Raw genomic sequence first — 13,727 nt, forward strand, 5'->3', positions numbered from 1 at the left:
GTGCACGTTCAACATTTCCGCCGCGTCCTACGTGACACCAGCGGACGGATGCGAAGGGAGTGACGGCCAGCCGTGGACGTACCGGCCGTCGGGGAGGGCCGCGCGGGCGCGCTCGGCCAGGTGGTCTCGGCCCTGTCGAAGACGCCGCGGACCGTCCTCGTCCTCGGCGAGCCCGGCATCGGGAAGACCCATCTGCTCGGTGAGGCCGCGGCGCGGCTGAAGGGCTTCCGCGTGCTGCGCGGCCAGGCCCGCGAACTGGACGGCGGGCGCGCCTACGCCCCACTCGTCGAGGCGCTCGGGGCAGTGGGCGGCGAGGCGGCCGACGTCCTGTCCGGCCTGCTCGACGCGATAGACCAGGCCGCGCTCGGACACCCCGCCGCGGCGCCCGGCGCGATGGCCGCCCGGCTGCTGGAGTCGCTGCCCGGCCCCACCCTCCTCGCCATCGACGACCTGCACCTGGCCGACGCCGACACCCTGAGCGTGCTGCGGGCCCTGCCACGCCGCCACGACGCCGTCGCGATCCTCGGCACCGCCCGCCACCCTCCCCCGCTCGACGTGGACCTGTCGATCCGGCTCCAGCCGCTGACGATGACCGAGGTCGCCGAGCTGGTCACCACGCTGCTCGGCCGTACGCCGAGCGACACCGTCCTGCGGCGGATCCACGTCGCGAGCCGGGGCAACCCGTGGTTCGCACAGGAGGCGGTGCTGGCCCTGGTGCAGGGCGGCGCCGTGCGCTCGGCGGATCCGGGGGCGCGGCGCGGCGCGATCCTCAGCCGGCTGTTCCAGCGTGACCGGGGCGGACGCGACCTCGCCCGCGTGCTGGCCGCGCTGTCGCGGACGAGGGAGGCCGCCGATCTCCCCGCGCTCGCCGAACTGGCCGGGCTCGACCCCGATCAGGCCGAGCGCGCCTTCGACGCACTGGTCAGGGACGGCGTCGTCACCAGGAACGGCGAGGGCTACGCGCTGGCGCACCCGCTGGTGGCCGAGGCGCTCTACGACGACCTCGGCGCCTCCGGCCGGCGCGAGGTGCACCGCCGCATCGCCGACATGCTCGATGGCGAGGGGCTGACCGGGACCAGGCGGGTCCTGGAGTGGGCCACCCACATGGCCGAGGCGGGGCCGCCCGCCGAGGCCCTGCCCGCGGTGCTGCGCGCGGCCGAGCTGACCCGCTGGACCGCGCCGCTGTCGGCCGCGCACTGGTACGGCAAGGCCGCGGAGCTGTCCCCTGAGCCCGGCGAACTGCTGGCCAGGCAGGCTCTCGCCTATTGGAAGGGGTCACGTCCCGCGCTGGCGCTCAACTCGGCACAGCGGGCGCTCGCCGCACTGCCCTCCGGCCGCCGCCGCACCCGTGCCGCCTACACCGCGGTCGGCGCGGCCCACGCGATGGGCTGGTACGAAGTGGCCCTCGACGTGGCCCGCCGCCAGATCCCGAAGGCCGACGACGCCTCGGCGCTGCTGGCCCAGCAGGCGCTGGTCAGCGCGGAGATGGGCCTCCCCAGCAGGGAGGCCGCCCGGCGGGCCTGGGAGGGCCTGTCCGACTGCCCGCCGCAGGACCGCGCGATCACGGTCGGCTATCTGGCCATCCACGCGCTCGTGCGGGGCGACTGGGCCGAGACGCAGCGGGCGGTCGACGACCTGCTCACCTTCGCCGCCGCGCTGCCGCCGGGCGCCCGGCTCGCGTCGCTGGAGTCGGCGGCGCACGTGCTGGCGATCGCCGGGCTGCGCTCCCGCGCCGTCGAGGTGCTCGACCAGGCCGAGCAGATCCACCGCGGCCTCGGCTGGCACGACATCGCCGGACAGCACGTACGGACCATGGCCGTGATCCGGCGGATGGGCGGCGAATGGGCACGGGCACTGGAGGAGATCGCGGTCGCGGGCCGGGCACTGGCCGAGGCGGGCCTTCTGGAGAACCTCGCCCTGCTGCGCAACATGGAGCTGGACATCCTGCTCGACCAGGGCAGGCTGGACGCGGCCGCCCGGGTGCTCGCCGAGCCCCCGCCCGGCTCCGCGCTGCAGCAGGGCATGCGATGCGTGTTCCGCGCGCGCCTGGCGCTCGGGCGGGGCGACATCGCCGCCGCGCGGCGCGAACTCGACCGCGCCCTCGCGTACGAGGTGCCCGAGGTGGTGCACCGGGCCCTGGCGGTCAAGGTGCTGGTGACGGGAGCGGCGGGCGACGACGTCGGCTACCGGGCGGCGGCCTCCCGGCTGGACGAGCGGTCGGCGAACGGCACCCCCCGGGCCCGGCTCGCCGCCGACCTGGCGGTGGGCTGGGCGTTCCGGGATCGTGCGCGGACGGGGGCGGCGCTGGAGCAGGCCCGCGCCGACGGCCTGCCGTTCGAGGAGGCCCGGGCCCGGCTGGTCCTCGGCGCGCTCGGCGACACGACGCAACTCCCCCGCGCGCACGCGATCTTCACCCGGCTCGGCGCGGCGCCCTGGGCGGCGCTGTCCGAACGCCGCCTGCGGGAGGCCGGGATGGTCCCCGAACCGGCGGGCCGCCTCACTCCCGGCGAGCGCCGCGTCATCGAACTGGTCGCCGACGGGCTGAGCAACCCGCAGATCGCGGAGGAACTGCACTACAGCCGCAAGACCGTGGAGGTCTATCTCACCCGTGTCTACGCGAAGACCGGCCTGCGGTCGCGCGTCGAACTCGCCCTGGCCGTCGAACGCGGTGAGCTGTGACGCGGGACCGGTTGTGACTCCACGTTTGTGGTGGTGAGAGCTTGGATCGATAGTGTGTTCGAGATAGAGTGAGGGCAGCTGTTACAGGTGAGCCTAGTGGGCGGGCCCTCGGTGGCCGTACGCCGTGTGTTGAGCCGAGTCTGCGTGAAGGAAGTCCCGGTCCGGGCGGCCGGGAACCGTTCAGTCGCCTTCGTCTCCGCTCCCGGGGGTCACGCGCCGTGTCCGCGCCACAATCGCCGTCCGCTCTCGCGCGGCCGTCCTCACATAGTGGGGACGGGACGCCGTCGGCGATTCCTCAAGGGCTGGCGGCGATGCCGCCCGGGGCCGAACTCGCCCAGATGCTGGCCGACATCGATGTCGAGCGGGTGTCGGGGTTCGACACCGTCGAGGTGCTCAAGGCCGCCTACCGCCAGTCCTGCCACGACCGGGCACGGTTCCTGCACACGCTGCTGGAGGTCGGGCTGCGCGAGCAGTTCACCGGCGACAGCGTGGTCCGCCTGGAAGTGCCCGACGAGTTCGCTCCCGATGAGGCGCGGGCGGCGCTGGTGTGGTCCCGCCGCCGGGCGGACTCGGCGTTCGATCTGGCGTGGAACCTGCACCGCCGCCTTCCTGCTCTCGGCGAGGCCATGCTGGCGGGAGAGCTGGACGAGCCGCGGGCGTCGGCCTTCATCCGCTGGACGAGCGGTTTGACCGACACCCAGGCCGGCTGGGTCTGCGAGCGCCTGATCAGCCGCGCCCCGGCCTGGACGGTGGGAGAGCTGATCGAGCACATCCAGCGTCTCGTGCTGGCCATCGACCCCGATTGGGCGGAGAAGCGCTACAGGGAGGCGGTGCGCAGGCGCCGCGTGGTCGGCATGCGCAACGACGACGGCACCGCGACGGTTTCGGGTCTGGATCTGCCTCTTGATCGGGCGGTGGCCGGTTGCGAGCGCATCGACGAGCTGGCCCGCGCCTGCAAACGCGCGGGAGACCACCGGCCCGTCGACCACATCCGTGCCGACCTCTTCCTGGGCAGCCTGGACGGCAGCTTCGAAGGCCTGTCCGACGCCGAGATCGTCACTCACGTCCGCACCCACCCTTTCGTGGATGCCACCCCCTCCGACGCCTCAGCCGGCTCCCCTGACATCCGCCCCACAGACCAGGCCACCGAGCCCGCGACCGAGTCCGATGACGCGGCTGCCGACGCGGCCGATGCCGAGCCCGCCACCGAGCCCGATGACGCGGCCGCCGACGCGGCCGATGCCGAGACCCCTGACGAGCCCCGCGGCGCGAGGTGCTCTGGGACCCGCAGTCAGACACACCCTGAAGCCCCCTGTGAGACCGGCGGCTCGACCGGCACCGGAATCCACGGCGAGGCGCGCGATGGAGATCCCACGCAGGATCGCGCCGAGAGCCACGCTGACGACCGCGCCGGCGCCCCCGTCGGCAAGACCGACGACACAAGCGACGACGAGACCCCTGACCACGACGAGAGCGCCCCCGCTGCGCAGGCATCGTCAACCCAGGGATGGTCGGCACAGGCAACGTCGGCACAGGCAACGTCGGCACAGGCAATGTCGGCGTGGGCCTCGCCGGTGCGCGCCTCGCCGGTGCGGGCGTGGTCGGTGCCGGAGATACGGGTGAAGCTCACTACCCTGCTCTGCCTCGACGAGCACCCGGCCCATCTGCCCGGCTGGGGCATGGTCCACGCCACTCAGGCCCGCCGGATCGTCGCGTCCATGCTCACCGGGCAATGGCGCTTTGCCGTCTGTGCCGACAACGGGCATCTGCTGCTGACGGGCATCACGGGCCGACGCCCCTGCCCGCCCGCGCAACGGCCCGCACGCGATGCGCGACGCGGCGGCATCGTCGAGCTCCAAGTCACCGTCACCCAGCTTCGCGAACTGGCCGCCGCAGCCGGCGCCACCGGCGTCTGGGCCCCCCTGATCGCCGACGTGGCCCGCCATGCCCAGCTCGCCGAGCCCAGGCAACCGGAAACCGGCCGCCCCGGCGCTCACCCACCCGACGCGGCCGGGTCCGCCGGGTCCGCCGGGTCCGCCAGGTCCGCCGGGTCCGCTGAGTCCGCTGAGTCCGCCGGTCGGCGGCATGCCGGTGCGGCCTTACGCCGATACGTCCAGATTCGGGGCCGGGTCTGCTCCTGGCCGGGCTGCCGCATGCCTGCCACCCGGACCGACCAGGACCACATCCATGCGTGGGCCGACGACGGCGCCACCACTGCCGACAACCTGCACCTGGCCTGCCGCCACGATCACCGCGCCAGGCACTTCGGCGGATGGCGGGTCACCTGGGCGGGACCCCATCTGATCGTCTGGACCAGCCCGCTCGGACACGCCTACCCCAGCCCGCTGCCGAAGATCATGCAACCTGCCCCCGAACCCCGGCCCCGAAACTGGCCCGACGCTCCGCCCGGACGCCTGCCCGCCGACCCTGCCGGAGCACCGGACACGATCATGGCTCCATACGGCCCTCTGGCAAATTCCAGCGGCGGACGTCGTGGCACGACCAGTGGTGAGGCGAATGGCGAAGGCGTCCATGCGATCAGAGAGCAGGTCGACGACCAAGCCGAAGGAGCTTCCTTCAAGAACGATCGCGAGGTGCCGCCGTTTTAGGCGCCACTTGTCCTTGGCACCGCGCATCGGGACAGCGGTTTCGCCGATTCGGCTCGTAACCCGCGCGGCACTGCCCGGACGGCACTGCCCGGACGGCACTGCCCGGACGGCACTGCCCGGACGGCACTGCCCGGACGGCGCTGCCCGGACGGCGCTGCCCGGACGGCGCTGCCCCGCACGGGTGCGAGGGGCGAGGCGCGGGTGCGAAGGTGAGGCGCCCACGGCCGCGAGGGGCGAGGCACGGCGTGAGGGCAAGGCGTGAGGGCGAGGCGCGGGGGCAAGGCACGGGGGCGGCACGGACATTAGGGATCTCCCTACTGTGCACCGTCCGCCCGGAGGATCAGGCTCTTGACCATGGAATCACCGATCCTTTCGTACGCCGACGAGGTCTGGCGTGGTTCGGTGCGCCCCGAGGACGTGCCCTACGCGGAGCTGCGCCGCGACGGAGTGCAGGAGATCGCCTACGGCGTGGCGATGTGGCCGGCGTGCGGCAACGTGTACGTCGTCCGCGGCGAGGACGGGCTGGGTCTCTTCGACACGGGCGACGCCCGTGAGGCCGAGCAGTCGTACCGCGCGATCAGGAAGTGGTCGGCCGAACCGCTCAAATACGCGATTTTCTCCCGCAGCCGGGCCGACCGGCTGGCCGGGATGGAGGAGTTCGACGCCGAGCCGGGCCCCCGCCCGCTGGTAGTGGCGCAGGAGGGGCTGGCCCACAGGCTCGCCCAGCGAGGCAGGACGGCCGGTTACAACGCGGTCGTGGATCTGCGTGAGCAGGGCTTTCCCCGGATGGTCTGGCCACCGCCGCAGCGGCTCCCCGATCTGACCTACCGCGACCGGCTGTCCCTGTCACTGGGAGACGTCACCTTCCAGCTCACCCACTCCCGCGGCGACACCGACGACGCCACCTGGGCGTTCCTGCCCGAGCGGGGCGTGCTGCTGACCGGAGACCTGTTCGCCTGGACGGTCCCCGGGGCAGGCGACCCACAGCGGATCCAGCGCTATCCGGACGACTGGGCGGTGGCGCTGCGGGCCATGGCCGCACTCGACGCCGACCTGCTGCTCCCCGGGCGGGGGCTGCCGATCCGCGGGCCCGAACGCGTCCGCCGGGCGCTCACCGACACGGCCGACTATCTCGACAGCCTGGTGGAGCAGACGCTCGACCTGATGAACGCCGGCGCCCGCCTGGACGAGATCCTGCACTCGGTCAAGCCGCCGCCCGCGCTCGCCGGGCGGCCCTACCTGCGCGAGCGCCACGACGAGCCCGAGTTCATCGTGCGCAACATCTGGCGGCTGCACGGCGGCTGGCACGACGGCAACCCCGCCAACCTCAAGCCCGCACCGGACGCCGTGTTCGCTCGCGCGGTCGCCGAGCTGTCGGCGGGCGCGGCGTCGGTCGCGGGCCGGGCCGTCGCTGCGGCGGCCGACGGCGACCTGCGCCTGGCCTGCCAGCTCGCCGAGCTCGCCGCGCAGGCCGAGCCGGAGAACCGGAGGGTGCACGAGATCAGGGCCCTCGTCTACGCGCTGCGGGTCCAGCAGGAGCGCGGCTCGATCGCACGCGGCGTGTACGCCTGGGCCGCCGCCGAGTCACGCAGCAAGACCACCGGCATGGATCTGCTCGACGTCTACCACGACGTCGCCGAGGGCCGGATGTGGTGGCTGCCCAGCAAGGCCACCTGAGTCGGCCGAACTGGGTCAGCCGAACTGGGTCGGCCTAACGGCCGGCGGGCGCGTGGAGGGGAGCGCCCGCCGGTCCTGCCGGTAGCCTTCCTCTCGTGCTCGAACAGATCACGGCGACCCGGTACGTCGCGCCCCTGCGCGAGGGCGGGTCGCTGCCCGGAGTCGTCGAAGCCGACGACCTCGGCACGTACGTCGTGAAGTTCCGCGGTGCCGGGCAGGGCCGGCGGGTGCTCGTCGCCGAGATCGTCTGCGCCGAACTCGCCAGGCGGCTCGGCTTCGCCACGCCGGAGCTCAAGGTCATCGACCTCGACCCGCAGCTCGGCGTCCGCGAGCCCGACGAGGAGATCCAGGACCTGCTCACGGCGAGCGCCGGGCACAACCTCGCGATCGACTTCCTGCCCGGAGCGCTCGGTTTCGACCCGCTCGCCTGGGAGCCCGACGCGGAGTTCGCCTCCCGGGTGCTGTGGTTCGACGCCTTCGTCCACAACGTCGACCGGAGCTGGCGCAACCCCAACCTGCTCGTCTGGCACGGCGGCGTGTGGCTGATCGACCACGGCGCTGCCCTGTGGTTCCACCACAACTGGCCGACGGCCGACCCCCGCCGCCGGTTCGACGGCCGCGACCACGTGCTCGCGCCGTTCGCGACGAAGCTGGAGCAGGCCGACGCGGACCTGGCCGGGCTCGTCACCCGCCCGCTGCTCGACGAGGTGACCGCGCTGGTGCCGGACGAGTGGCTGGAGGGCGAGCCGGGCTTCGCGGACGCGCAGGCCGTACGGCGGGCCTACACCGAGCACCTGCTCGCCCGGGTCGCCGGGCCCCGCGACTGGCTGCCCGACCCCGCTATCGGCACCGCCGCCGCTCCCGCGCCGCGACGCGGCGAGCGGAACGCGACGATCGGCGGTTTCTGGCGTGCGGCGCGAGAGGGCGGCCGATGAGCGACCTGGACGTCTACGAGTACGCGGTGATCCGCGTGGTGCCCAGCGTGGAGCGGGGCGAACTGGTCAACGCGGGGGTCATCCTCTACTGCCAGCCGCGCGGCTACCTGTGCGCGCGGGTGGAGCTGGACGAGGCCCGGCTGCTGGCGCTGGGCGCGCCGGTGGACCTGCCCGGCGTACGGCTGGCCCTCGCCGCCTACGAGCGGGCGTGTGGCGAGGAGGCGGGGCCGCTGTGCGGGGAGCCGCTTGGCGCACGGTTCCGCTGGCTCACCGCGCCGCGCAGCACGGTCGTGCAGACCGGGCCGGTGCACGCCGGGCTGACCCGCGACCCGGCGGCCGAGCTGGACCACCTGCTGACCCGGCTGGTGCGACCGGCGCAGGCCGGCCTCAGCGCCTAGAACAGCACTCGCTTGAAAAACACGCGCTCGAACAACAGGCTCAGAACAGCACCGGTCAGAACAGCGCCGGTCAGAACAGCACGGACATGAACGTGTCGACCTCCTGGAAGCCCACCTTGCGGTAGACGGCCCTGGCCGGGAGGTTGAAGTCGTTCACGTAGAGGGTGACAACCGGGGCGAAGTACTTCAGCGCCTGCTCGACCACGGCGGCCATGCCCGCCGCGGCGTGGCCGCGCCCGCGCAGGTCGGGGTGGACCCACACGCCCTGGATCTGGCACGCCTGCGGCGTCACCGCGCCGATCTCGGCCTTGAAGACCACCTGGCCGTCGTCGATGCGCGCGTAGGACCGCCCGATGCGGATGAGCTCGGCGACCCTGGACCGGTAGAGAGCTCCGCCGTCGCCGTTGTCCGGAGAGACGCCCACCTCTTCGGTGAACATCGCCACGCAGGCGGGCAGCAGGATGCCGAACTCCTCGGGACGGACTCTCCGTACGAGCGGGTCCGGCTCGACGGCGGGCGCGGAACTGGTGGCCATGACCGGCTGCGCCCACCGGATCGCCCGGGCGCCGCCCCAGTGCGGCTCCAGCCGCTCCCAGAGCTGTTCCACGGGGTCGGCCGGGCCGACGATGGACGAGCAGCGACGGCCCTGCTTGCGAGCCCGGTCGGCGAAGGCGTGCACGGCCTCGCGGGTGGCGTTCACGGGCACCAGGTTGGCACCCGCGTAGCACAGGGACACCAGCCCTCCGCGCGGGCCGTAGCCCCACATCTGACCGCCGAGCCGTGAAGGGCTGAGGCCGACGGCCCTGACCCGGGCCGCTACGAACACATTGGCGACCGGATCGGTGTCGAGGAGCGCCAGCACCTCGTCACGATCGCTGTCGTCGAGCACGCGCGACGCCGATGTTCGCAGCATCACGGGCCCAGCCTACGCGAACGGTTCGCGTTTGGGAGGTATCGGCCCGGCCGGGCTCACCGTACGTCGGAGGCGTGGGACGCCGTTCCCGGAGCACCCGCCGCGACCTTCATCAGCGCGGCCCGCGGCTCCGGCTCTCCCGGGCAGGTCGCGTCGGCACCCCGCTTGCCTCTGCGCTGCGGCAACAGCGCCGCATCACGCAGGTAGGCCGCCAGTTGCCGGTCCACGCAGGCGTTCCCGGCGAGCGACACGCCGTGGTTGCCGCCGCCCGAGGTGAGCAGGCGCGCGGTCGGGAACAGGCGGCGCATGCGTAGCGCCCCCTCGTACGGCGTGGCGGCGTCGCGCTCGGCCTGGATCAGCAGGACCGGCGGCAGGTGCGACGTACCCACCTTGACCGGCGTGCCGCCCTTCTCCGGCCAGAAGGCGCACGGCGCGTTGTAGACGGCGTTGGGCCAGGCCATGAACGGCGCCTCGGTGTGCGCCCGGCGCGTGTCGGCCCGCCAGCGGTCCCAGGATCGAGGCCAGGCCGCGTCGCGGCACTCCACGCCCAGGTAGACCGCGTAGGAGTTCTCCTCCTCCGCGTCGATCTCGGCCTCCAGGTGGAACAGTTTCACCAGGACCGTGGGATCGCCGTTGCGGACGTAGGACGAGAAGGCGGCGCCCAGGTAGGGCCAGAGCCGGTCGCTGTAGGCGCCGTTGGAGAAGACGTCGTCCAGTTCGCTCGGGCCCACGACCCCGCCCGCGGGCCTGTCGTGCAGGCGGGAGCGCATGGAGTACCACGCGAAGGACACCGCCGCCTGCGTCGCGCCCAGCTTGTAGACGTCGTCGTGTTCGGCCACCCAGGCGAGGAAGTCGCGGTGCCGCCGGTCGAAGCTGTGGTCCTGGGCGATGTTGGCCTCGTACCAGACGCCGTCGGGATCCACCACGCTGTCGAGCACGAGGCGGCGCACCCGCTGTGGGAACAGGGTGGCGTAGACCGCCCCCAGGTAGGTGCCGTACGAGTAGCCGAGGTAGCTGATCTTCTCTTCGCCGAGCGCCGCGCGCACGGCGTCCATGTCCCGCGCGGAGTTCTCCGTGGTCAGGTAGGGCAGGAACCAGGCCCAGCGGTTGCCGCAGCCCTCGGCGTACTGCCTGGCCCGGCCGGCCAGCACCTGCTCCTCGGCGTCGTTCCTCGGCACGTTGTCCGGCCGGGGCGGCGCGTAGAAGCGGGCCGGGTCCACGCAGGAGATGGCGGGCTGGCTGGGCGCCACCCCACGCGGGGCGAAACCGATGATGTCGAACCGTGCCGCGACGTCCTTGGGCAGCCGTGCCGCGACGTACCTGGCCAGGCTGAGCCCCTCGCCGCCCGGTCCACCGGGGTTCACCAGCAGCGCGCCGAGGTGGTTGCCGTCACGTGAGGCGGTGCCCTTGATCCGGTTGAGCGCCAGCGTGATCTGCTGGCCGTACGGCTCGCGGTAGTCGAGCGGGACGCGCAGCTCCGCGCACTCCTGCACGGACTCCCGGCGGTCGCCCCGGCGAGCCGGCCGGATCGGCCGGGCCGAGCCGAGGCCGAGCAGGCCGCCGGAGGCCGACTTGGTCTCCGGCGGGCACTGCTTCCATTCGAGCGGACGCTGCGGCGGCCCCCAGTGCCCCGACCGGTCCGACCCGGCGGCCACCCCTTCCGGACCGACCAGCCCGGCGACCAGCGTCGCCACGCCCGCGATCACACCAACGACCCGCTTCACCGGCATTGCTCCTCTGCTTCCGAACAGCAGAGGACAGCTTCGCGATGTGATCGACCGTGTACGGTCCGTACTACCCGATCATTGCCATTGTGTAGTCAGAGCATTGCGAACTGTAATGCCGGGGTCAGCGGACGACGACCTCCGGACCGGCGGCCTCGTCATCGTCGAAGTCCACGTCGACGCCCATCTCCTCGGCGAGGCGCAGGGCCTCCTCGATGAGGGTCTCGACGATCTGCGACTCGGGGACGGTCTTGATGACCTCGCCCTTCACGAAGATCTGGCCCTTGCCGTTGCCGGATGCGACACCGAGGTCGGCCTCCCTGGCCTCGCCGGGGCCGTTGACCACGCAGCCCATCACGGCCACGCGCAGCGGCACCTTGAGCCCGGTCAGCCCGGCCTGCACCTGCTCGGCGAGGGTGTACACGTCCACCTGGGCACGGCCGCAGGACGGGCAGGAGACGATCTCCAGGCCGCGCTCGCGCAGGCCCAGCGACTCGAGGATCTGCGTGCCGACCTTGACCTCCTCGACCGGAGGCGCCGACAGCGACACCCGGATCGTGTCGCCGATCCCCTCGGCCAGCAGCGCGCCGAACGCCACCGCGGACTTGATCGTGCCCTGGAAGGCCGGCCCCGCCTCGGTCACGCCGAGGTGCAGCGGATAGTCGCAGCGCTCGGCGAGCAGCCGGTAGGCCTGGATCATGACGACCGGGTCGTTGTGCTTGACCGAGATCTTGATGTCGCGGAAGCCGTGCTCCTCGAACAGGGAGCACTCCCACAGCGCCGACTCGACCAGGGCCTCCGGGGTGGCCTTGCCGTACTTCTGCAGCAGGCGCGGGTCGAGCGAGCCGGCGTTGACCCCGATTCTGATCGGCACGCCGGCGTCGGAGGCGGCGCGGGCGATCTCGCCGACCTTGTCGTCGAACTTCTTGATGTTCCCGGGGTTCACCCGGACGGCCGCGCACCCCGCCTCGATCGCCGCGAAGACGTATTTGGGCTGGAAATGGATGTCGGCGATGACCGGGATCTTGGACTTCCTCGCGATGGCCGGCAGCGCGTCGGCGTCGTCCTGGGAGGGGACCGCGACGCGGACGATCTGGCAGCCGGCGGCGGTGAGCTCGGCGATCTGCTGCAGGGTGGAGTTGACGTCGGCGGTCAGCGTGGTGGTCATGGACTGCACCGAGACCGGCGCGTCCCCGCCGACGGGGACCGAGCCGACCATGATCTGGCGTGACACCCGCCGGTTGGCGATCGGCTGGGTCCGTACGGCGGGAATCCCGAGATCAACAGACATTTCTGCACCTTGTTGTAATAGGCGACGCCCGATGGGGGGCCCTCCCAGTCTAAGGAGTGCCGCGACGCCGGACGGCCCGAAACCTTTTCACGAGGAATGAAGGTTTCATGACCTGCGGCCGAAGGAAGAGCCGCCACCTGCGAGGACGGGCACGGTGGCCCTCGTACGGGTGGGCAGGCGGCGGAGGCCGACCTAGAGTCCGAATCGCGAGAGCGCTCTACGCACCACCTGGTTGGTAAGTCAACGGCTGTCCCCCCGGGCCGACGTGCTCGCGCCGTCGGCGGTGCCGTGCTGCACCACGAGTGCGGCAGCCATGACCACGCGAAAGGGTAGCCCGTGGGTAGACCACGAAGAAAACTGTCGAAAGCGACGATCGGGCTGATCGTCGCCGCGCTGTCCGCCCTCGTCTCCGCCGTCGTGCTCGCCTCCCCGGCGTCCGCGCACGGCGCCCCGATGGTGCCCGGCAGCCGTACCTACCTGTGCTGGAAGGACGGCACGACCTCGAGCGGAGCCATCCAGCCGAAGAACCCCGCCTGCGCGGCCGCGGTCGCCAAGGGCGGGACCAACGCGCTGTACAACTGGTTCGCCGTGCTCCGCTCGGACGGCGCGGGCCGGATGTCCGGCTTCATCCCGGACGGGCAGCTGTGCAGCGGCGGCGCGATCGTCTACGACTTCAGCGGCTTCGACCTCGCCCGCGACGACTGGCCGGTCACCCACCTGACGTCCGGGGCGACCATCGAGTTCAAGTACAACAAGTGGGCCGCGCACCCCGGCACGTTCCGGTCGTACATCACCAAGGACTCCTGGAGCCCGACCCGGCCGCTGGCCTGGAGCGACCTGGAGTCGACGCCGTTCGACAGCGTCACCGACCCGCCGAGCGTCGGCTCGGTGGGCACCGAGGACGGCCACTACTACTGGAACGCCCACCTGCCGTCGGGTAAGAGCGGCCGCCACATCATCTACACCGTGTGGCAGCGCTCGGACAGCAACGAGACGTTCTACAGCTGCTCCGACGTCGTCTTCGACGGCGGCAACGGCGAGGTGACCGGCGTCGGCACGGGCCCGAGCACCAGCCCGAGCCCCAACCCGCCCGTCTCCCCGTCCCCCGGAACCTCCCCCAACACCTCGCCGAGCCCGAGGGTCAGCCCCTCGGCGAGCCCGACCGCGGGCCCCGGCGGCTGCTCGGCCACCTACAAGGTCGTCAGCTCGTGGGGCGGCGGCTTCCAGGGTGAGGTGACGGTGAAGGCCGGCTCCTCGTCCATCGGCGGCTGGACCGCCAGATGGACCCAGCCGAGCGGCGTCACGATCACGCAGGTCTGGAACGGCACACTCAGCCAGTCCGGCAGCGACGTCAGCGTGAAGAACGTGAGCTACAACGGCAGCCTGGGCGCCGGCGCCTCGACCACGTTCGGCTTCCTGGCCAACGGATCGAGCGGCAGCACCCCGACCCTGACCTGCTCGGCGGCCTGACCCCGCCGGCCCGCGGCGCGGCCCGCCTGAC

The 13,727-nt window shown here is 72.5% G+C and carries 9 protein-coding genes; 6 read left to right on the forward strand and 3 right to left on the reverse strand.

The features are described from left to right. Window positions 1–72: 72 nt before the first annotated feature. The 5 genes from QSK36_RS17050 (at window position 73) to QSK36_RS17070 (ending at window position 8,298) form a co-directional block, all read left to right on the forward strand. Entirely contained in the window at window positions 73–2,679 is a 2,607-nt protein-coding gene (locus QSK36_RS17050) for an ATP-binding protein (protein WP_183535651.1), read from the forward strand. Window positions 2,680–3,017: 338 nt separating this feature from the next. Continuing rightward, window positions 3,018–5,288: an HNH endonuclease signature motif containing protein gene (locus QSK36_RS17055; RefSeq protein ID WP_285783062.1), complete on the forward strand. Its 2,271-nt coding sequence runs from the start codon at window positions 3,018–3,020 to the stop codon at window positions 5,286–5,288. Between the two features lie 354 nt (window positions 5,289–5,642). After that, window positions 5,643–6,965 carry an alkyl sulfatase dimerization domain-containing protein gene (locus QSK36_RS17060; RefSeq protein WP_285783063.1) on the forward strand — a complete coding sequence of 441 codons (1,323 nt, stop codon included), beginning with the start codon at window positions 5,643–5,645 and terminating at the stop codon, window positions 6,963–6,965. A gap of 95 nt (window positions 6,966–7,060) precedes the next feature. Then, window positions 7,061–7,900, forward strand: a complete 840-nt coding sequence (locus QSK36_RS17065; protein ID WP_139576022.1) for a HipA family kinase — start codon at window positions 7,061–7,063, stop codon at window positions 7,898–7,900. Next, the gene (locus tag QSK36_RS17070; protein WP_139576021.1) at window positions 7,897–8,298 is read left to right on the forward strand and encodes a DUF3037 domain-containing protein; all 402 of its coding nucleotides are present in this window, start codon (window positions 7,897–7,899) and stop codon (window positions 8,296–8,298) included. The genes QSK36_RS17065 and QSK36_RS17070 overlap by 4 nt, the downstream gene beginning before the upstream one ends. Window positions 8,299–8,368: 70 nt before the next feature. Here the strand turns inward: QSK36_RS17070 and QSK36_RS17075 are convergent, their stop codons facing one another. From QSK36_RS17075 to ispG, 3 genes are all read right to left on the reverse strand, one after another. Further along, window positions 8,369–9,211 carry a GNAT family N-acetyltransferase gene (locus tag QSK36_RS17075; protein WP_285783095.1) on the reverse strand — a complete coding sequence of 281 codons (843 nt, stop codon included), beginning with the start codon at window positions 9,209–9,211 and terminating at the stop codon, window positions 8,369–8,371. A 56-nt stretch (window positions 9,212–9,267) separates the two neighbouring features. Continuing rightward, window positions 9,268–10,935 (reverse strand): alpha/beta hydrolase, encoded by a 1,668-nt coding sequence (locus QSK36_RS17080; protein WP_285783064.1) that lies wholly within the window; start codon window positions 10,933–10,935, stop codon window positions 9,268–9,270. Window positions 10,936–11,059: 124 nt separating this feature from the next. Further along, complete coding sequence (gene ispG / locus QSK36_RS17085) at window positions 11,060–12,226, reverse strand: flavodoxin-dependent (E)-4-hydroxy-3-methylbut-2-enyl-diphosphate synthase (protein ID WP_139576019.1); 1,167 nt, start codon at window positions 12,224–12,226, stop codon at window positions 11,060–11,062. 336 nt (window positions 12,227–12,562) lie between these two features. On the opposite strand from ispG, the gene QSK36_RS17090 reads away from it, so the two are divergent. Then, on the forward strand, window positions 12,563–13,696 hold the full coding sequence (locus tag QSK36_RS17090; protein ID WP_285783065.1) for a lytic polysaccharide monooxygenase auxiliary activity family 9 protein: 1,134 nt from the start codon (window positions 12,563–12,565) through the stop codon (window positions 13,694–13,696). Window positions 13,697–13,727: the final 31 nt, after the last annotated feature.

Source organism: Microbispora sp. NBRC 16548 (assembly GCF_030268985.1).
GTDB lineage: Bacteria > Actinomycetota > Actinomycetes > Streptosporangiales > Streptosporangiaceae > Microbispora > Microbispora catharanthi.